The sequence below is a fragment of the Bradyrhizobium sp. Kon10 genome (assembly GCF_055807395.1).
Window position 1 is genome coordinate 1 of record NZ_JBVVOZ010000055.1, and the last position, 19,374, is coordinate 19,374.

Annotated in this window: 24 protein-coding genes and 1 pseudogene; 9 read left to right on the top strand and 16 right to left on the bottom strand. The window is 62.4% G+C overall.

Translation table 11 applies throughout. From position 1 onward, the window contains the following. Window positions 1–316, top strand: a pseudogene (locus AC0L2O_RS34945) (hypothetical protein); the annotation flags it as partial. 258 nt (window positions 317–574) lie between these two features. After that, the gene (locus AC0L2O_RS34950) at window positions 575–712 is read left to right on the top strand and encodes a hypothetical protein (protein WP_473372948.1); all 138 of its coding nucleotides are present in this window, start codon (window positions 575–577) and stop codon (window positions 710–712) included. Between the two features lie 257 nt (window positions 713–969). Here AC0L2O_RS34950 and AC0L2O_RS34955 read toward each other — a convergent pair whose 3' ends face one another. The 6 genes from AC0L2O_RS34955 to AC0L2O_RS34980 form a co-directional block, all read right to left on the bottom strand. Continuing rightward, entirely contained in the window at window positions 970–1,200 is a 231-nt protein-coding gene (locus AC0L2O_RS34955) for a hypothetical protein (protein ID WP_473372949.1), read from the bottom strand. A gap of 229 nt (window positions 1,201–1,429) precedes the next feature. Then, window positions 1,430–1,636, bottom strand: coding sequence for a hypothetical protein (locus AC0L2O_RS34960; RefSeq protein ID WP_473372950.1), 207 nt, complete (start codon window positions 1,634–1,636; stop codon window positions 1,430–1,432). Window positions 1,637–2,050: 414 nt separating this feature from the next. Then, on the bottom strand, window positions 2,051–3,133 hold the full coding sequence (locus tag AC0L2O_RS34965; protein ID WP_473372969.1) for a DNA topoisomerase IB: 1,083 nt from the start codon (window positions 3,131–3,133) through the stop codon (window positions 2,051–2,053). A 163-nt stretch (window positions 3,134–3,296) separates the two neighbouring features. Further along, window positions 3,297–4,310, bottom strand: coding sequence for a non-homologous end joining protein Ku (gene ku / locus AC0L2O_RS34970; RefSeq protein ID WP_473372951.1), 1,014 nt, complete (start codon window positions 4,308–4,310; stop codon window positions 3,297–3,299). Between the two features lie 285 nt (window positions 4,311–4,595). Continuing rightward, window positions 4,596–4,841 (bottom strand): hypothetical protein, encoded by a 246-nt coding sequence (locus AC0L2O_RS34975; RefSeq protein ID WP_473372952.1) that lies wholly within the window; start codon window positions 4,839–4,841, stop codon window positions 4,596–4,598. A gap of 20 nt (window positions 4,842–4,861) precedes the next feature. Then, entirely contained in the window at window positions 4,862–5,083 is a 222-nt protein-coding gene (locus AC0L2O_RS34980) for a hypothetical protein (RefSeq protein WP_162479049.1), read from the bottom strand. Window positions 5,084–5,359: 276 nt separating this feature from the next. Here AC0L2O_RS34980 and AC0L2O_RS34985 point away from each other — a divergent pair, with 276 nt between their 5' ends. Beyond that, on the top strand, window positions 5,360–5,569 hold the full coding sequence (locus AC0L2O_RS34985) for a hypothetical protein (RefSeq protein ID WP_473372953.1): 210 nt from the start codon (window positions 5,360–5,362) through the stop codon (window positions 5,567–5,569). A gap of 101 nt (window positions 5,570–5,670) precedes the next feature. Here the strand turns inward: AC0L2O_RS34985 and AC0L2O_RS34990 are convergent, their stop codons facing one another. After that, window positions 5,671–6,858: an extracellular catalytic domain type 1 short-chain-length polyhydroxyalkanoate depolymerase gene (locus AC0L2O_RS34990; RefSeq protein WP_473372954.1), complete on the bottom strand. Its 1,188-nt coding sequence runs from the start codon at window positions 6,856–6,858 to the stop codon at window positions 5,671–5,673. 4 nt (window positions 6,859–6,862) lie between these two features. Next, window positions 6,863–7,282: a CopG family transcriptional regulator gene (locus tag AC0L2O_RS34995; protein ID WP_473372955.1), complete on the bottom strand. Its 420-nt coding sequence runs from the start codon at window positions 7,280–7,282 to the stop codon at window positions 6,863–6,865. A gap of 542 nt (window positions 7,283–7,824) precedes the next feature. On the opposite strand from AC0L2O_RS34995, the gene AC0L2O_RS35000 reads away from it, so the two are divergent. Continuing rightward, entirely contained in the window at window positions 7,825–8,013 is a 189-nt protein-coding gene (locus tag AC0L2O_RS35000) for a hypothetical protein (protein ID WP_473372956.1), read from the top strand. A gap of 175 nt (window positions 8,014–8,188) precedes the next feature. On the opposite strand, the gene AC0L2O_RS35005 is transcribed toward AC0L2O_RS35000, so the two are convergent. The 8 genes from AC0L2O_RS35005 to AC0L2O_RS35040 form a co-directional block, all read right to left on the bottom strand. Further along, window positions 8,189–8,644 (bottom strand): PfkB family carbohydrate kinase, encoded by a 456-nt coding sequence (locus tag AC0L2O_RS35005; RefSeq protein ID WP_473372957.1) that lies wholly within the window; start codon window positions 8,642–8,644, stop codon window positions 8,189–8,191. A 13-nt stretch (window positions 8,645–8,657) separates the two neighbouring features. Then, window positions 8,658–9,104, bottom strand: a complete 447-nt coding sequence (rpiB, locus tag AC0L2O_RS35010; RefSeq protein WP_473372958.1) for a ribose 5-phosphate isomerase B — start codon at window positions 9,102–9,104, stop codon at window positions 8,658–8,660. A gap of 66 nt (window positions 9,105–9,170) precedes the next feature. Continuing rightward, window positions 9,171–9,965 (bottom strand): transporter substrate-binding domain-containing protein, encoded by a 795-nt coding sequence (locus AC0L2O_RS35015; protein ID WP_473372959.1) that lies wholly within the window; start codon window positions 9,963–9,965, stop codon window positions 9,171–9,173. 18 nt (window positions 9,966–9,983) lie between these two features. Next, a complete protein-coding gene (locus AC0L2O_RS35020) occupies window positions 9,984–10,742 on the bottom strand; it encodes an amino acid ABC transporter ATP-binding protein (protein ID WP_473372960.1) in 759 nt (252 codons plus the stop codon). A gap of 2 nt (window positions 10,743–10,744) precedes the next feature. Beyond that, window positions 10,745–11,413: an amino acid ABC transporter permease gene (locus tag AC0L2O_RS35025; RefSeq protein ID WP_473372961.1), complete on the bottom strand. Its 669-nt coding sequence runs from the start codon at window positions 11,411–11,413 to the stop codon at window positions 10,745–10,747. Window positions 11,414–11,420: 7 nt separating this feature from the next. Continuing rightward, complete coding sequence (locus tag AC0L2O_RS35030) at window positions 11,421–12,104, bottom strand: amino acid ABC transporter permease (RefSeq protein WP_473372962.1); 684 nt, start codon at window positions 12,102–12,104, stop codon at window positions 11,421–11,423. Between the two features lie 10 nt (window positions 12,105–12,114). Further along, the gene (locus AC0L2O_RS35035; RefSeq protein ID WP_473372963.1) at window positions 12,115–13,014 is read right to left on the bottom strand and encodes an NAD(P)-dependent oxidoreductase; all 900 of its coding nucleotides are present in this window, start codon (window positions 13,012–13,014) and stop codon (window positions 12,115–12,117) included. 47 nt (window positions 13,015–13,061) lie between these two features. After that, complete coding sequence (locus AC0L2O_RS35040) at window positions 13,062–13,802, bottom strand: FadR/GntR family transcriptional regulator (RefSeq protein ID WP_473372970.1); 741 nt, start codon at window positions 13,800–13,802, stop codon at window positions 13,062–13,064. Window positions 13,803–14,502: 700 nt separating this feature from the next. Between AC0L2O_RS35040 and AC0L2O_RS35045 the strand changes: the two genes are divergently transcribed. From AC0L2O_RS35045 to AC0L2O_RS35065, 5 genes are all read left to right on the top strand, one after another. Further along, window positions 14,503–14,940: a DUF2231 domain-containing protein gene (locus AC0L2O_RS35045; protein WP_473372964.1), complete on the top strand. Its 438-nt coding sequence runs from the start codon at window positions 14,503–14,505 to the stop codon at window positions 14,938–14,940. Beyond that, window positions 14,937–16,259 (top strand): PQQ-dependent sugar dehydrogenase, encoded by a 1,323-nt coding sequence (locus tag AC0L2O_RS35050; RefSeq protein ID WP_473372965.1) that lies wholly within the window; start codon window positions 14,937–14,939, stop codon window positions 16,257–16,259. Before AC0L2O_RS35045 ends, AC0L2O_RS35050 begins: the two co-directional genes overlap by 4 nt. 315 nt (window positions 16,260–16,574) lie before the next feature. Next, complete coding sequence (locus AC0L2O_RS35055; RefSeq protein WP_473372966.1) at window positions 16,575–17,549, top strand: ABC transporter substrate-binding protein; 975 nt, start codon at window positions 16,575–16,577, stop codon at window positions 17,547–17,549. Between the two features lie 653 nt (window positions 17,550–18,202). After that, window positions 18,203–18,586, top strand: a complete 384-nt coding sequence (locus AC0L2O_RS35060; RefSeq protein WP_473372967.1) for a hypothetical protein — start codon at window positions 18,203–18,205, stop codon at window positions 18,584–18,586. A gap of 228 nt (window positions 18,587–18,814) precedes the next feature. Continuing rightward, window positions 18,815–19,374: hypothetical protein (locus AC0L2O_RS35065; RefSeq protein WP_473372968.1), on the top strand; the 560-nt coding region annotated here is incomplete at its 3' end.

Consider the following 19,374-nt stretch of genomic DNA (forward strand, 5'->3'; position numbering starts at 1 on the left):
AACGGGTGGGCGACTTCAAATCGGAATGGTGGGCGAGATCATCTCGGAATCCTGGGCGACATCGATCGGAATCCGCACCCTTCTGAACGTGGCCCCACATGCGATGCACGCGCAGTCTCAGCTGCGGGAGGTACTTAGGACGATGTCGGCCGAGATCGTGGAATCGGCATCGCGCGACGCGGAGCTCCCGCGCGACAACGAGCAGCAGACACTTCCCACGGACTTTGAACGCGCGGTCAAGCCGGCCTTGGCGGCGTTTATCACTCATTTGCAGAAGCTAACCGAAGACACCGGCCCAGACTCATGGCTGACATAGCTGCTCGTCTTACGATCCGCCGAACCCGCCTCTTACCGCCAGGGTCGTCACCCTTCCGGCGCTGCGCAAACCACTCCGATCAGCCGACGTTGCTGCCGTTTCTGCGCGGTCGGTGAGACCGAGCTCGTGACACTGCGCCTTCTCTTGCGGGCTCGCACCGCGGCCTCGACGTCCTTCGAGGGCTCATCGCACCGCTTTTTGGTAAGCATCGAGCAGCTTGGGATCCGAGGGGGCCGAACTTGGCGTGACGGATTCATCGTGGAAGACGAGGCGCAGGCGATCGCTGCCGTGGGCGAATTGGGCCAGCTGGACAGAAGAGGAATTCGGGTGCGGTTCGAGGGGCGGTTCGCGGAGAGCCGGATGACGACAGAGTACGAAAACCAGTACGTCGGCTGATCGGGGCAGCGCATCGCCGCAGATGAGGTCCTGAGCGGCTCCGACCATCCAGTGGGAACTGGTGCTGTGCTGGGCAGAAACGTGCGTGTGGAGGGCAGTTATCGGGCAAGTCCGAGATGCGGCAACTCGGGCGGCAAGATCGCCCTTTGGCGCCTCGAATATTCTCAACCGACGACCACCCAAACGGCAAAGGGGTTACAGGCTGCGTTCTTTGGCCACCACAGCGCCCGCTAGATCTGCGGCGAGCGTTGCCAAAGTTAGCCGAGCCGCCCCGACGAATCGAGCGAAGTAATCTGGAGGCCAGCTCCATTGAGGGCATCGGCAATCTGCTTTCCAAGAAGCTTAGCTTCTTCAGTCCCAACTTGTTTGTCGGGATACTCCTTGAAGAAGTCACAGATCGCCGTGGCGATGATTGTATTCACCTGGTGCGGATCATCCATTGCGCACCCGATCTCAAGTTGGTTCAGGGTGGTGAGCTGATGACGCACGAATGCTGCTTACCGCTGGCAAGTGAGGGCATCGCACATTTCGCCCACGTGGCACTTTGGTCTGCGCTGGAGGCTTTCTGAAATAACTCGTCGTCTCGGCGCACTATCGTAAGCCGAAAAACGAAAGAATAGCCCCGATAACAACTATCAATCCGATCAAGTAAATCACGCCGTTCATCTCACTTCTCCCTCTAGCGGTTGGGACATCAGATGCGGAAACCCTCGGCTCTTACTCTGATCTGCAATGCTCAAGGGCCGCTACCCTTTCGAGATCAACTTCCTTCTGGATGGCCGCTAACGAGTTGCCGATCTTGTCGACGATCCTCAGTAGGTCCGTGTCGGAGAGTCCGAGGCGCTTTCGGACCGACTTGACCTGCCTCACGTCCGTAAGATTGAGCGTCGTGCGGATAGAGCGCACCGATTTTTTACGCAGCATAGGTAGCTCCTCATCTGTAAAGAGCGGACGAGCGATAATTGTTCCACACGAGCGGAGGCAAGCTGAATACGTGTCCGACGTCCGCAGGCATGCGCAGACTTTCCGGTAGGCCGGCTGGGGCGAGCCGGTGCGTCGCCGTCATTCTCGGCTCCTCGTCGCAGAATGGGCTGGTCCGAACGATTGGAAGGAATGCCCGAAAAGAACCTCCAAAACGGGTGCAGCAGGCTGTCGATTTCGAACTCTGCAACGTTCCGAACGCCGGGCTCGAATCGCGCGCTCTGCGCAAGCATCCGAGGTTTGTAGCAAGCGCGCGGACCGCCAGCGGTGCGCAGGAACGCTAGAGTCCTGTCGGCCCAGTGCACGCGAACAAGTCCATGGAGGAAGGCAATGACTTGAGACTGTATCTGTCCCTTGTTATGTGCTTTTCGCGAGCCGTCCCCTCAAGGTCGCCAGCACCGCTGCCTCCTCGGGCTTCAAACCTTCAAGATTGTTGCGCAGCTCTTTCTCAGCCTGGGACTTGATCTCGAGAACGAGATTGCCGTCCATATAGGAGTTGAGAATTTCCGGGTGCACGTAGCACTTGCGGCAGATGGTAGGCGTATTCCCCAGGCGGGAGGACACCTTTTCAATCGCGCTGCGAAGATTGCGCTTCGCCTGCGCAGCCGTGTCGAACTTCTCGAGTTCGGAAAGCGCCATTGCCGCCAGAACCGTTCCCGCCCAGGTGCGGAAATCCTTGGCCGTGATATCCTTCCCGGTGATCTCCCTCAGGTAATCATTCACGTCTGCGGACGTGACGTCCCGGCAAACACCTGCGTCGTCCACGTACTGAATGAGTTCCTGCCCCGGCAGATCCTGGCAAGCACGGATGATCTTGGCCACCCGCCTGTCCCGCACCCGGAGCGACCACTGCTTGCCGCTTTTGCCCGTGAAGCGGAAGCGCACCTCGTTCCCATCGATCTGCACATGGCGGTTTTTGAGCGTGGTGAGGCCGTAGCTGCTGTTTTGCTTTGCGTAGTCGTCGTTGCCAACTCGGATCAACGTGGTCTCGAGCAGATGGACAACGGTTGCTAGAACCTTCTCTCGGGGTAAACCTCGCAAGCCCATGTGCTCGAGTACTTTCCTCCGGATGGAAGGTAGTTCGTCGGCAAATTCGACCAAGTGCTCGTATTTCGTGCTCTCCCGAACTTCTCGGAAGCGAGCGTGATAGCGATATTGTTTGCGCCCCTTCGCGTCGCGACCGGTGGCCTGGATGTGACCATTCGCAAACGGGCATATCCACACGTCAGTCCAGGCCGGAGGAATCGCCAGGGCCTTAATTCGGTTCAGCACCTCACGATCGGTGATCCTCGCGCAATCAGCCCGGGTGTATGTGAAGCCAGAGCCCGCTTTCTTGCGGCGAATTCCCGGTCGATCGTCGCTGACATATCGAAGGCCCGCGGACTCCGCCGCATCCTTCGGATCGACGATCCCTTGCGCACTGACTGGCGACTCGACCAGCAAACGACTGCCTTTCCATAACCGCGTCTGGAATGAACCATTCGGTGCCAGCCGAGTTCCCGGGGCACAAGCGGGCGTGGGGGCGCTAACCGTTTCTGCTTGGAATTCAGGCTGCCTAGCAACACCGCCGCGGGGCAGCGTCGGTCGAGGCGTCGCGAGCAATTCAGGTTGCTCTGTGCCCCGAGCGTCGCGGGGAGGTCTTTGTGCCGGTCCGCTTTTTTGCGGCCGCGGCTTGAGATTCGGCGGCGATGCTGCGCCGCAGCGCGTCCATGAGATTGACGACGTTCTGCTGCGACGGCGTCACCGAAGGCGCCTGCGCCGGCCGCTTCGCCTGCTTTTTGCGAAGGATGCCGACAAGCGCGCGGCGGTAATGATCCTCGAGCATGGATGGCTCGAACTCCGCAGCCCTCGTTCTGATGATGTGCTGTGCGAGCTTCATCATCTCGGGCGGAAGCTTCATCTGCGGAATTTCGGCGAAATACTCCTCCGGGCGGCGCACTTCGTGCGAGAAACGGAGCGTCACTCCGCGGAGCCCTGCGCCCATCGGTTCAATCAGGAGCGGCCGCTCGCGTGAGGACAGCACGACCCGGGCCAAACCGACCAGCCCCTCGCGGCTCATCGCATCGCGAATGACTGCGAAGGATTCCTGCCCGATCTCCTCACGGGGGACGATGTAGTAGGGTTTCTCGAAATAGCGGGCATCGATCTGGCCTTCGGGAAGGAAGCGCTCGATTTCTATCGTTCGCGTATTTTGAGGACGCAGGACCGGAGTGATGTCCTCCTCCTCATCCTCATCGGCGACTTCCGCATCAGTCTCGTAGGCGTGCTGCTCATGGCGCCCTGCCGGCACGGTGGGCGGACTGGCGCGCCGGGGTGGTGCGGCAAGCTCCACTGCGCCGGGCGGAGGGCGCGCGCTGCGTGCCCGATCCAAGTCGCGGTCCTCGACCACCAGAAACTCGCTTTCGCCGATCTCATAGCCCCGCGCCTTGTTGGATGGATCGACCGCTTCGCCGGTGACGGAATCCACCAGTTTGTGCCTCAGACGATGCCCCGTACGCCGGTTGATCTGCCGGAACGAAATCCGCTCGGCCGGCGAGGTCGCCGGATAGAGCGCGACCGGACAAGAGACAAAGGACAGCTTGAGGTATCCCTTCCAGTAGGCCCGGGACGACGGCACGAGAAACTCCTACGCGACAAAGCACCCAAGTCCGAGTTAACGGTCGTAAGCCACAGGGGTTGCGTGGTTCGCGCTGTATTCCAGGGCGGGGTCAGGCAAACTTGGCTGGCATCGCAGAGCCCCGTCAAGGATGGGTGCAGAACGGCTGCGAACAGCTTGTGCTTCGTTCGGACGGTCGTCGCGGAGGGCTGGAGTTGTCGAGTCGGCGAGTCCAACCGAGAGCCAACATCCTGGCTTTCTCGCGTTTCCTTCGGTCGCGAGCCACTGGACCTACGGATGCCCGTCCTATCCTTCCTTCAGCGCCGACTTGACCTCACGTACGGGCCAGCTTTCGCCGGCCGCGATCACTCGCACCTTTCCGTCTCCGCCGACCAGCACGTGAGAACTGAGATCATCGTCGACCGGCATGACGACGATTTCCGTCTCGGGCTTCCAGTTCAGCGTCAGATCAAGATCGCCGGGGAAGATCTGCCAACGTGAGCCGTCCTCCAACTCGACGATGTGGCTTTCGGAGTGTGATCTGATTTTCACGATGCAGCCCGGGCGCCGCGCTACTTCTGCCCCGAGGGAGCCTGGGCGTTCGAGTTGTTCGGGTTCTGCTTGTTCGCTTCGTGATGTCCGACCGCGCACCCCGCCGCAGCGCCGAGCTTGCCATGGCCTGCCATGTGGCCGGCGACACCGCCGACGATGGCGCCCTTGATGCATCCTTTGGCTTCCGCCGGTGACGCCAAGGCGAGTACGGACAGGCAGGTGATGGCCAAGATCGCTTTCATGATCGTTCTCCGAGCTGTCGAAACTTGAGGGATCAAGTCGCCTGAAGGATTCCCGTTCCGCTCCGAATGCGGGTGCTGACGGAAGCCATGGTTCGCAGGAGCCGAGATCCCAGAAGCGCTTCGTTCGCCCGCCCGGAGCGGGCACTCGCTCTGGACCACCGTCCGCCGAAGCGTATCTTCCGGCGAAGGTCGTCAGGGCCGCGAAAAGATGGCAGGCTTCTTGACTCCGCGGCCGCAGGCTACTCAACTCTGGGCAGTGATGTTGTGGGGTGCCTCATGGAGCAGGAGTTCTATCAGGGTCTGGCGCAGCGGGTCCGGGCCATTGCCGAGAGGGCCGATCCGTTCACCCGACTTCGTCTGCTGGATCTCGCCAAGCGGTACGACGCCAAGGGCGGCACTGCGCGATCCGCGGCAACCGAACGACCGTTACCGGTCCCGCGCACCACGCCGCCGGCTTCCGTCTTCTCCGGAGCGGGCGAGGCCTGAGCTTAGGTCTGTCACGGGCCGCCCGCTTCGTCGCGTTCAGTCAAACCGGAGATCCGGTGAGCGCCGAACTCGGGCTGCCCCCTCTCCACGGTGAAGCTCGCCTAACCAGCGAGCGAATGCTCGAGGAAGAAGCGCAGCATCTCCCTCGTTGCGTCCGGCCCGCGCGGATCGGTGTAGGACCCGGCAGGACTGCCTCCTGACCAGGCATGGCCAGCGCCGTGGACGCTCCAGTGCTCGGACATGGCCAGGCCGCCTCCATCGGTGAGGATGGTCCGGGTATACGCGTGCCCCTCGGGCACTCGCCCGCGCAGAATCTTCGTCCTCAGGCTCGCAGCTTCGCGCGGCCGGCCAAGAATTCGGTCAGCATTGCTCGGATGCACCGTGTTATCGCGATCGCCATGGAAGACGATGGTCGGCACCGGCGAGCCCGCCGTCCCGATCGCTCCGGCGTTGCCCTGCCGCATAGCGGCCAATGCGGTCGGAAGGTCGCTGGCAGCCCCGCAGGCCAGGCCCGAGTGGACGCCGACGGCGGCATACAGGTCGGGGTATGTCGCCCCCATGATGGCGGCGGCGGCCCCGCCGGCGGACAGGCCTGCGACGTAGACGCGCTTGGGATCAATACGGTGCTCCCGCATGATCTTGCGGGTGATGCCCGCGATCAGCGAAGGCTCGCCGCCACCCCGCTGCTGGTCGCCCGTGCGAAACCAGTTCCAGCATTTTGACTGGTTGGCTCCGCGTGGCTGCTCCGGATAGGCGATGAAGCAATTTCGCTCGTCCGCCAAAAAATTCATCCGGGTGCCGGCTGCGAAATCGTCCGGAGACTGGGTGCAGCCGTGAAGCATGACGATAAGGGGACGCGATCCTCCGTCAGCGCGGCTCGGGATGAACAGCTTGTAGGTCCGGCTGCCCGCCGCGTTGCTAAAGCTGGCAATGACGAACCTTGTGCCGTCTGGTGCGATATCCTCCTCGGACGGTGGAGCGCGTCCGACCGGAGCTGGCAGGCTGAATCCGGAGAGGTCTTTCGTGCCGCCGAATGGCGCGGGAGCTTTGCGCCGTTTGACAGACCTCGCCTGCGTGGACGGGCTGCTCTCCCTCTCCTCGACGACGTTGGCCTTCAGGTCGAGTGTCGGGGGCTCGAGCCTCGCGGGCTCGTCACGCACAGCATCGCCTCTTGTCGCTGCGGGGGCGCCATCGCCGCGCAGCATTCGCTGCAGGAGTGCGGTGGCCTCGATCAGTTGGCCGGCACGCGTGAGGCGGGTCGCTTCGCGAACCATGTCTGGATTCAGCATCGTTTCACCTCATTCTGTCGGCGAGAGCGGCCTTGACCGCGGGAGTGGCATGAAGGGCTCCGAGCACCGAGACCGAGGCAATCGTGGCGCGGGCCAGCTCGGCCGTGACGTCTTGGTCGATGGTCGCCAAGCCGAGAACGTTGATGTGGAGCATCTCGCCGGCGCGCCGCGCCCTTTCGAGATCGACGCGGGCATAATTCCGCAACCCCAGGTCCAGACTTTTCCGGGCCGTCGACTGTTTGACCACATCCGCGTGTCGCTCGAGCTGGTTGCGGATCGCCGTCCGGATGAAATCGGTGCGGTTGGAATAAAACCCTTCCTGCACCATGAGATCGACTTGGCCGAGGTCGACATAGCCCAGGTTGATCGTGATCTTCTCGCTATCGGAGGCCCGGGGTCGCAGTTCGCGTATATTATCGGTCATGGCTATATCCAATCGACCATCCAGAAGGATGGTGGTTGGATGGTAAATGGGTGCTAGTTGTACCTTTTCAAGGCCGGCGGCGGACCGTCCCTAGCCGCTGCTGCGGGATTCGAAGGGATGCGATCTGCTGCCGCCGGCGAACTTCCGCATGATGCGACGAAGCTGCCGGCGTGGCACCGAGGGTCGCTCCCGTTCAGCGGAAGCCCTCGGCCCCACCTCGCGGGGGGGCAGCCTCACCGGAGGTGTACCTGTGATCAATGGATGCATGACATCGTAGGTCGATTTCTCCGGAAACTAGCCCGCGGCGCCCCCGCCGCCGTCCGTCGTCTTGTGTCAGGGCAGTAGTGAGGCGGGCGAGGTGCGCGCAACCGAGGGTCGCGCCGTGAGGCGGTCACCTTGACGGGGTTGTCGTGACGAAAAGTTAGCTTCCTCATTCGGGTTTTCCACGTTTTCGCGCCGGTCGAATGTCGAATCGACTCGCTTATGTTGGCTTTGCCTGCAAACACTATCGACGTGTCGCCAACCCAAGAACGAGAGGCAGCATGGCAAAACGCAGCATGGCGAAAAAGCGCAAGGACGATACGTACACCATGACGTCGCTCACCCCGAGGGGTGTCCGCATCACGTTGCCAAGGACTGACGATCTTTCACCATTGTATTCGCGCAAGCAGGTGCGGGCCATTATCGCCGATCTCCAGGATGCTCTCGATGGCGATATGTTCTACGCCTAGGCTTACCGGATTTCGGTGTGGGATCCGATAATCCGCGCGCGGGGCGGCCGACGAATGCTGCAGGCAGGGCCTCGTCGGCGAAAAGGGGTCTCGCGAAAGGAAATCACCCTTGAAAGGGTGGGGAGTGGCGCCGAGGGAGCGAGCTCCCCGCCGATGTCTCTATAGACACGACAGCTCAAGATCCGGCGTGGAGGACGCACGCGGCAAACGCGCGGCGGAAATCTCCGTGAAGCACCGGGATTGTGTCACGGCTGAATAGCGAGATGGGGAGGTCATCGGCGCACGCGGTCATGTTAGTGCCGCTTGCGACCGTGATTGCATTCTCACCGGTCTGATCGACCGTGATGAAGGCGCAGCCGGTCGGCTGGTCCGATCTGACGACGAGATCCGTGTCGACGCCGTTTCCTCGGAGATTCCCTATCGCGCTGTCGCCGAATCCGTCGCGTGCGATACGGCCCGCCATTCGGACGCGTCCCGACCCGGCAATGCGCGCGGCAGCCACTGCTTGATTGGCGCCCTTGCCGCCGAAATGGGTCCGGTAGGAGGGTGCGAGCACGGTGCGACCGGGGCACGGAATGACCGGGACATGTGCGACCAGATCGATGTTAAGCGATCCGCAAACTAGGATCATGGCGGAGAAACCGTCAGCCTTGCTCGTCCATGACTCGCAGCTTCTCGACGCGGCGGCGGAAATCCTCGTCGGTGGAGAACTCGGCGGAGAGATAGGACGAGACGAGATCGATCGCGAGCCAGGCGCCGACGATCTGCGCGCCGATGCACATGACGTTGACGTCGTCATGCTCAACACTCTGATGGGCTGAATGGATGTCGTGGCAGACGGCGGCGCGGATGCCCTTCATCTTGTTGGCGGCGATCGAGGCGCCGACGCCGGTGCCGCAAACCATGATGCCGCGCGCGGCTTCGCCCGAGGTCACCTTCTGCGCCACCGCGCGCGCGATGTCGGGGAAGTCCACCGGCTTGTCGTCATAGGAGCCGACATCGACGACGTCGTGGCCGAGGCCGCGGATATGGTCGATGACGGTCTGCTTGAGCGGCCAGCCCGCGTGGTCGGATCCGATGACGAGACGCATGTGATGCCTTTCTTGATTTGCATGGGTCGTGGCAGCGGCGCGCGGCTGCCACGATTGTTTCTGATCTTAGCTACGCATATCCGGCGGTAGCTCGACGCCGTGGAATTTCTTGTAGATCGCGTTGAGCTTGCCGTTCTTGACGTTCTCGGTGATCCAGGCGTTGAGCTTGTCCATCAGGCGCTGCTCACCTTTCTTCAGTCCGATGGCGAGGTCGAAGGTCGCCAGCGGAATCCGGGACTCGAACACGCGCGAGGGGTTCTTCACGCCGATCTGGTTGATGATCGTCGCGGACGAGGCGACGCAGTCGACCTGGCCGGACACGGCCGCCGTCACCATGGTGGCGTCGTCGTCGTAACGGGAGATCTTGAGCTCCTTGTCCTTCATATTGGACAGGGTCGTGTCCTGCGTGGTGCCGCGCGAGACGCCGATCGACTTGTCCTTGAGGTCGGGCCAGTCCTTGACCGTAGATGACTTCAGGCAGCCGACGTCGGATTGCAGCGTCGCATAGCGCTTGGTGAAATCTATCACCTTGGCGCGATCGGGCGTCACAGACAGGGTCGAGATAATGATGTCGGCCTTCCCGGTCAGGACGTTCGGGATGCGGGTTGCGCCGGTGGTCTGGATGAACTCAAGCTCGAGCCCCCAGTCCTTCGCGAGCAGCTGCGCCACTTCGACGTCTGAGCCGGTCGGTTTCATGCTGGAGTCCATCATGCCCGAGGGCGGGATGGCGAGGTCGGTCGAAATGCGGATCTTCTTGGCCTGCGTGATATCGTCGAGCAAGTCGGCCGATGCCGGCGTGGCCGCCATCATGACGACGCCGCACAGCGCGGCGGCAGCGCCCAGCAATGTCTTATTGGTCATCCCTAGTTCCTCTCCCTGTTATGATTTTAAGTTCCCCGTACCCACGAATTGCGTGAGTTCGGGGGTCGTCGGCGACGTCAGGATCGAGGCAGGTCCGGTCTCGTGAACCTTGCCGCGATGCATGAAGACGATCCGGTCGGCGATGCCTTTGGCAAAGCCCATCTCGTGGGTCACCATCACCATGGTCATGCCGTCAGCCGCGAGCTGCTCGATCACCTTGAGCACTTCGCCGGTCAGCTCCGGATCGAGCGCGGACGTGACCTCGTCGAACAGCATGACCTTCGGCTGCATGGCGAGCGAGCGGGCGATCGCGGCGCGCTGCTGCTGGCCGCCGGAAAGCTGCTCCGGGTAGGCGTGAAGCTTCTCCTCGAGCCCGACCTGCGCCAGCACTTTTCGCGCAAGGTCTTTGGCCTGCGACGCTGTCATGCCCTTCACGGCACAGGGCGCCAGCGTGATGTTCTGCTCGATCGTGAGATGCGGAAACAAATTGTAGCTCTGGAACACGATGCCGACGTCCTGGCGCAGCGCGCGCAGGTCGACGTCGGGACGGTCGACCCGATGTCCGCAGACGACGATCTCGCCGCCGTCAACCTTCTCGAAGCGGTCGATGCAGCGCAGGGCGGTGCTCTTGCCGGAGCCGGAGCGGCCGATCAGTGCCAGCACCTCGCCGCGTTCGACGGCAAAACTGACACCATCGAGCACCCGCAGCGAGCCAAAGCTCTTCTGCACGTCGCGGAGCCACACAATCGGTTCGGAGGAGGAGGCGTTTTGCTGCATCTTCAGGCCGGTGCAAGGTGAAACTTGCCACGCCCCAAGCGGCGTTCCAGCTTCTGGCTGAACAACGACAGGGGATAGCACATGGCGAAATATGCGACGGCGATGATGGCGTAGATGACGAACGGCTCGAAAAGCGAGTTGTTGACGATCTGGCCCGAGCGCATCAGCTCGACGAAGCCGACGACGGAAGCGAGCGAGGTGTTCTTGATGATCTGCACCATGAAGCCGACGGTAGGCGGCGTCGCGATGCGGATCGCCTGCGGCAGGATCACCTTCATCATGCGCTGGGTCCTGCTCAGCGCCAGGCCTTCGGCAGCCTCCCATTGCGGCTTCGGCACGGACTGGATGCAGCCCCGCCAGATCTCGCCGAGATAGGCGGCGACATAGAGTGTCAGCGAGGCGCCGGCGGCCGTGAGCGAGGAGACCTTGAGGCCGATTGCGGCTAGGCCGAAATATCCGAGGAAGAGGATGACCAGCAGCGGCGTGCCCTGGATGACCTGGACATAGACGGCGCTGGCTATCCGCACTGACTTGAGCGGCGAGATGCGCGCCAGCGCAATCACGAAGCCGAAGATGCCGCCGCCGATCAGCGCGATCACGGATAGACCAATGGTCCACAGCGCGCCCTGGCCGAGGAACATCAGATGATTGATGTTGAGATGTCCGCCCATGGTCATCTCACAACGGTGTGCCGAGCCGGCGGCGGCGCGGGAACAGCACTAGGCCGAGGCCCCAGAAGCCCGCGCGCATCACCAGCGACAGGATGATGTAGAGCACGGCGACGATGATGTAGGTCTCGAACGCGCGATATGTGTCCGACTGGATATAGTTGGCGACCGCCGTGAGCTCTTCGGCCGAGATCTGCGAGCAGACTGAGGATGCCAACATCAACAGCACGAACTGGCTGGTCAGCGCCGGGTAGACCTTCTCGATCGCCGGCAGCAGGATAATGTGCCAGTAGATCTGCAGGCGTGATAGCGCCAGCCCTTCGGCGGCCTCGATCTGTCCGCGTGGGATCGCCTCGAAGCCGGCGCGCATGATCTCGGCGGTATAGGCGCCGACATTGATGGTCAGCGCGGCCACCGCCACGGTGAAGGCTGAGAGTTTCAGACCAAGGCTGGCGAGGCCGAAATAGACCAGGAAGATCTGCACCAGCAGCGGCGTGTTGCGGATCGACTCGACGTAGACTTTGCAGGCGCCCGCGATCAGCACGTTGTGCGAGCCGCGGCCGATGGCTGCAAGCGTGCCGAACAGGGCGCCGAGCACGGTCGCAAAAACCGCCAACTCCAGCGTCAGCGCCGCGCCGCCGAGAAAACTCGGCCAACGCTCCAGCACTGCGGGAAAGTCGAGTTGAAGGCTCATCGCGTCAGGTTCAGCCCGTCGTCTGGTTGGTCATGCGGTCATAGACGCGGAAAAGCGCCTGGTTGCCGTTATTGCCTTCGCCATGCGCACGCGCATCCACATATTGGCTGGTGACGAGCGCCGTGCCCGGTAGCGGCACGCTCAGCGCCTGCGCGTGCTCCTGCACCAAGCGGAGGTCCTTGAGCTGGAGATCTATCCGGAAGCCAGCGGAGACGTCACCCGCGATCATCGCGGGGCCGAGCTTGTCCAGCATCCAGGAGGCGGCGGAGCCACCGAGCAGCACTCGGCGCAGCAGATCGAGATCGAGGCCAGAAGCGCGCCCGAGCGCGAGAGCCTCGCAGATCGCTTGGATGTTGATGCCGCAGATCAGCTGGTTGCAGAGCTTGACGGTCTGGCCGGCACCGGACGCGCCGACATGCGTGATGGTGGTGCCCATCGCGCGGAAGAACGGCTCGGCCTGAGTGAAGGCGCTCGCATCGCCGCCGGCCATGATCGAGAGGGCGGCGTTCTTGGCGCCCACCGGGCCACCCGAGACCGGCGCATCGATGAAGCTGACGCCAATTTTTTGCAGGTCCGCATGGATGCGGCGGACCGCGACCGGCGAGATCGTGCTCATGTCGACGATCAGCTTGCCGGGTGGCGGCGACTTGAGCAGCCCGTGGTCGCCGTAAACGGTCGCCTCGACGTGAGGCGTGTCGGGCAGCATGGTGATGACGATGTCGGCGCCTTGCGCAGCTTCGGCCGGGTTCTTGGAGCGGGTCGCGCCGTCCCTGACAATATCAGCGACGGCGGCCTCGTTGAGATCGAACGTACGCACTGCGTGCCCTGCCTTCAGAAGGTTACGCACCATCTCGAGGCCCATCGTGCCGATGCCGATGAAGCCGACGCTGCCCTTGTCGTTCCGTCCCATGTTGTCCGTCCGTTTCTTGGTTGGTCCGTTTCTTGGTTGGTCCGCGATCAGCCCGAGGCGCTGGTCTTGTCGATGTCGCCGACGACGGCCCTCCTGCGGTATTCGTCGCCGATGGCAAAATGCTTGCGCAGCGTCGCATCCGCTCGCTCAGGGTCGCGCGCGGTGATCGCCTCGAAGATGCGCCGGTGGTCGTCGATGAGGTACGTCTTCATCGACGGGAAGGCCTGCACCAGCTTGCGGCGGCTGTGATGCGAATGCGTCAGCAGACCTGCGAGCGATCCGTGCAGGACGGTCAAAGTCTCCGAATGCGAGGCCACCACGATGGTGCGATGGAATTCGAAGTCGGCCATGCCGCCGGCATCGGCGTCATCGATGGTGTCCCCAATTTTCGCCAGTGCACGCTGCAGCCGTTCGAAATCGGCAATGTTGGCGCGCTCGCAGGCGAGGCGGATCGCCTGGCATTCGATCGCGACGCGCGCCTGCATGACGTCGTCAAGCATGTCCGTCTGGTGGGCGAGGGCGAAGGTGAAGAAGTCGTTCAGCACCGAGACGTCCGGCCGGGTCACCACAGTACCGATGCGGTCGCGGATCTCGACTATGCCGAGCACCGTGAGGGCACGCAGCGCCTCGCGGACGATCGGCCGGCTAACGCCGAGGAGGGTGGCGAGCTCGCGTTCCGAAACCAGGCGGTCGCCCGGCCTGAGCGATCCGGCGAGCAGGCGTTCGCGCAGGAAGGCAAACACCTTCTCGAATCCTTTTTCGCCTTCGGCCGCGCGCGTAAGCTCCATAACGATCTCTCTTGGTCTGATCTTGGTCAGACCAGTATGATGGGAAGCTAACCTCGTCAACTCTTTTGATGTGGGGCTATCCGTCGGATTCCGGTATGCAAGTCGATCAAGCTGGGGCCGTGTAGCGCGCTGCCCCGGATCAGGCGGGTGTCTTGGAAACGGCACCTCCTTGCGACTGTGCCGGACGGGACTGGCGAGCACTGCGCAAGGCACTCATCCAAACCGTTTTGATGGCCGTTGCTCCGCATCGAGGGCAAGGCGACGTGATGGCTGCAGGCCGCATCGCCCGTAACCTCGATAGCGGCGTCTTTCCACCGAAGGCACATCCGTCGAAATGGCCCTCCATTCAAATGCGGGGTGCTCAGGGCCCGCGGAGCGGTCGCGGCTCGCGATAGCGCGCGGGTTCGGCTCCCGACGTTCTCTTTTGGCGGCCTGCCGCTTCTGCTGGTTCGTTCGCGCGCCTCACGCCGCCGTTCGCGGCCTTCGCGTCGCCGCTTGGCTCGAGCAACGCGGTGCCGCAGCGGAGGCGGCATGCACGCGACCGAAAACCTCGTTGCCATGGCCGAAGTCCGTCCGAGCTGAACGAGGGCAGACTCTGCCGGTTCCTTAGGAGCGCCCGCGGTGACGACAGGAACGAAACATCCGGAGGAGGCTTGGTCGAGGCGCCGACTTGGCGCGGCTGCAATGTTACGGAGGGCGCATGGCCAGATTGGCACCCGCAGTGGGCCCGAAAACACTGCTGCACCCCAGCTTCATCGGAGCCGGGGCAACCCTACTGATCGCCGCGTTGGTTACCGACATCATGTACTGGGATACATCGAACTGGCAGTGGGCCAACTCGTCTGCCTGGTTGATTGTTGGGGGCTTGGTCTTGGCTTGCGTCGCCACGATCGTCCTGATCATCGATTTTCTTACGGGCCGCGCCGCGCGGATCAATTGGATCTCCTTTTTGCTCGTCGCGGCAGCCGCGCTTCTCTCTCTATTGAATGTTTTCATCCACAGCCGCGACGCCTGGACCTCGGTCGTGCCGCAGGGAATCTCCATCTCTGTGATCGTGACGATTCTGCTGCTGATGGCCGCCTTCAACGGATGGAAGGTGACCACGGTTGGTACCCCCGCGACGGGAGACCGCCTGTGACTCACGCAATGCTTCGTGCCTTGCCGGCCATCTGCGCCTTGGTCGCGCTGACCGCCTGTAGCGACCAAGGCGGTGATCCCATGCGGCAATACGGGTCAGATCCCGACCTCCCAGAGCCTCAGAACTATCTGTTACCGCCCATGAGCGTCCCCAAGGAGATAGGCTGGAAACCAGGGGAGGCTCCAACGGCCACCGGAGGATTGAAAATTCAGGCGATGGCGACAGGGCTGATGCACCCTCGGATCGTCTATCCTCTCCCGAACGGGGACATTTTGGTCGTCGAGGGCAACAGTCCCGGAACCACACCTTTCCGGCCCAAGGACTTCATCCAGGGGAAGGTGAAGGCGCGCGGCGGAGCGGCGGGCAAGGGCGGCAACCGCATTACCCTGCTTCGCGATGCCAACGGCGACGGAAAGCCGGAGATTCAGACGGTCCTCGTAGACCACCTTCACTCACCGTATGGCGTGGCTTATGTGGACGGCACCCTGTACGTTGCCAACACGGACGCGATCATGGCGTTCAAGTACGCGCTCGGGCAAAACCAGATCACAGAGCCAGGTACGAGGCTTGCGGACCTTCCAGCCGGACCGATAGACCACCACTGGACCAAATCGATGGTCGCCAGCCCTGATGGATCCAAGCTCTATGTTGGAGTCGGATCCAACAGCAACATCACCGAGAATGGACTTGACGCCGAAGAGGGCCGGGCCGCGATCTACCAGGTTGATCGCATGACCGGTGCCAAGCGCATTTATGCCTCGGGCACGCGCAATCCGACCAATCTCGCCGTCGATCCCGAGACAGGACGGCTGTTCGCCGTCGTGAACGAGCGGGACGAGATCGGCCCCGACCTGGTGCCGGACTATCTCACGATGGTCCAAGAGGGCGCCTTCTATGGCTGGCCTTACAGCTACTGGGGCCAGCACGTTGACGTCAGAGTCCATCCGCAGAGACCCGATCTCGTGGCCAAGGCGGTCAAGCCCGACTACGGCCTGAGTTCACACGTGGCCGCGCTCGGCCTCGCGTTCAGCAAAGGCGAGACGCTGTCTTCCAAATTTGGGAACGGCATCTTTGTCGGTGAGCACGGCAGTTGGGACCGCAGCCCGGTCAACGGATATCAGGTGATTTTCGTACCGCTGGTGAACGGTCGGCCGGAGGGCAAACCCGTCCCGGTCGTAACCGGATTTCTTGGCAGCAACAACGACACCGTGCGGGGCCGGCCCGTAGGCGTGGCGCTTGACCGCACTGGCGCGCTGCTGGTCGCCGACGATGCAGGAAACGCGGTGTGGCGCGTCAGCGCGGACCAGTCGGGGCAATAGGACAGTCCCACCGGCAGCCGCGCTCCGACCCGTGGGGCGGCCGCTCGTCGCCATCGAACCAACTGGACGTCACAGTCGGTCGGCCATGCCGATGCGTCTTCAATATCTAGGGTCTAGCCTAAGCTCCTTGCCAACATCCGCGTACCGGGCCAAGTCGGCCTAAGGAGAAGTTCGCCGCCCCTTCTTCAAGGGTCAGCGCGAAGATCTATAAATCGGAAGGCGCAGAGTTCGTGTGACCATGGCTTCCACACTAGTTCCAGAAATCTGGCCGTCTTTCATGGTGAACAGATTCGTGGTTGAGGGGAGAAGGCGCATATGAGGCGACGCGAGGTCATTACGCTTGTTGCCGGAGCGGCGGCATGGCCGCTTACCGCCCGCGCGCAGCGCGCGACGGTTCCAACCATCGGATTTTTGGGCCCGACTGCGCCGCAAATCTGGTCGTCATGGACTAAGGCCTTTGTCGATCATTTTGCGGAACTCGGCTGGGTTGACGGCCGCACGGTCAAGATTGCCTATCGCTGGGCCAATGGCCAAATTGAGCGCGCCAACGAACTCGCCGCCGAACTGGTCGCGCTCAAGGTCGATCTCATCGTCACCTCCGGAAGCGGGACCGGCCCGGCGATGAAGGCGACGTCGCAAATTCCGATCGTTTTTGCATTGGCCAGCGAGCCGGTAGCCACCGGTTACGTGGCAAGTCTGGCGCGGCCTGGCGGCAACGTCACTGGATTGTCGCTCGAAGCGCCCGATCTCGGTGGCAAACGTCTAGGATATTTGCGCCATGTCGTGCCTGCGGCGCGCCGGCTGGCGATACTCACGGATGTCGCCTACTTGGCCTCGAGGCTCGACCTCGACCACGTCAAGGCAGCCGCGCCGACGCTGGGCTTCGAACCCCTGCCTTTCGAGATCCGCCGGGCCGAAGACATCGAGCCTGCCTTCGCCCGGCTTGGAGGTTCTGCCGATGTGCTGTACGTCTGCAGCGCGGATCCGCTGGTTAATAACAATCGCGATCGGATCACCGCGCTCGCGCTCGGTGCGAAGCTGCCAACCATATACGCCGAAAAAGCGTATGCCGAAGCTGGCGGCTTGATTTCTTACGGGCCCAATGTGCCCGAGATGTTCAAGCGCGCGGCCGAATACGCCGACAAGATCCTCAAAGGCGCGAAGCCTGCCGATCTGCCGGTGGAGCAACCCAACAGCTTCGAACTCGTCTTCAATCTCAAGACAGCGAAGGCACTCGGGCTGACAATTCCCCAGACGCTCATTGCCACTGCCGACGAGGTAATCGAATAGCTTCTTGCTGCAGTAATGGCCCCATCTTGGATCTCTCGGTTGGGCTGCGATTCCGCTGTTGCCGTTCAACCGGAAAAAAGAGACCTGGAAGCGAAAGGCCGCTTGTGGCCAGAGCGCGAGAGACATCGACCGCCACGGACGATAGTGAGTTCCGCTGTCGAACTCTCCGGACACGTATCAATTCCAGCACCGTTCTCATTCGGCACAGTCGCTGCTAGGGTGATCTCTTAAGGAGGCGGATGTGAAATATCTCGTCTTTGCATTAGTGCTTGCGTGTTCCACCAGCGGATCTGCGGCAGCGCGCTATTGCGATGGCGGGCAAGCAGCTGCACCGCGCGACCTCGCCCAGCGCATGGCGCTGCCCCTGTGCGGCATCGCGGCTACGCAACCGTGGGGGCCCAATGGCTGCCAACTCTGCGATTCCCGGAATATGTATCCAAAACCTTTTGAGACCTATGATGCAAAGCATTCAGCCTTCCGCTACTGGCGGCCCCCTGCCGTCGGCCAATAGATTCGGAAGCCGCCTGGAATGCACCGAGACGAGCCTGCTCGCATGATCGGCTTCGCACGTGAGTAAGCGGGCCACCCGAAGCTGCGGAAGCTGCACAGCCTGCTGCGATGGTTGGCTCCAGATCGAAGTGCGGGGACAAAAGGTGAGCAAAGGGCAACCATGCCCGTTCAGTGTCGCGCACCAATGTTCTATCTATCCCGAACGCCCGCAGCATCCCTGCCGCGAATTCGTCTGCGGCTGGCTGGTGGCGTCCAGCCCGCTGCCGGATTGGATGCGGCCGGACCGATCCGACATGATCATGCTGGCTGCCAATTTCTTCTGGCGCGGCCTGCCGGTCGATGTCGTCGTGCCGGTGGGCCATCAGCCGAAGCAGAAGGCCCTCGATTGGCTGACTCGGTTCTGCGCCGAAAACAGGCGCCTCCTCGTCTACCAGATCGGTGAGGAATGGTTCGCGTTCGGCCCGACCGCCTTCCAGACCGACGTCGCCGGCCGTCTGGGGCGCGGCGAAGCGCCGTGGGGCGATTGACGCAAGTCGCGGGAGCTATTCCCTTTTTCAGGCGGGGATCGTTTGGATGCGCAGCAATGCGACGCATCGCCGCGCGACACATTTTGTCGGGAATAGTTGCGCTTTAGACACACGCAGCGGGAAAGCGCGGGCGGCGCTGTCGCGAACATTGTATGTGGCATCTGGCATACAATAGTCTCACTTTATCCCGGGCCCATCAGACGGCCCGCGGCATAGAGGGGAAACGACATGAGGAAGGCCTTCCTGCTTGGAACAGGCTTCGCGGCCCTGTGCGCAACGGCTCTCAATCAGCCATCGCGAGCTGCAACACTTGATGACGTTGTCGCACGCCTTGACGCGCTTGAGCGCAACAACACAAAGCTCGCGAAAGAAAACGCGCAACTTCGCGAACGCGTCAATCACATCCATGAGCCGAAAGGTGCGGTTGCCGTCGCCGCACCAGCCTCTCCCAAGGGCAATCCCGTTCTTCACGTGGCCGTCGCGCCATCGCCGCCGCCGGTACCGGAGCACACCGTCGTCAGTATCGGCGGAGCTCCGCTTTACAGCAAAGCGCCCGGAGCCAATCCGTTCATCGACAACACGACCGTGACGCTCTACGGCCATGTCGATCTCTCCGGCGACGTCTTCAACGCCGGCGTTTACGACCAGGGCACCAAGTTCGGCGTTTCCTCCAACCTCACCTATTTCGGGGTGCGCGCGCGTCACAATCTGGATCCCTATGGCTATCCGGGATGGGCGGCAATCGCACAATTCGAGTCGCTGGTGGAGGTCGCAGCCGTTCCGACCGA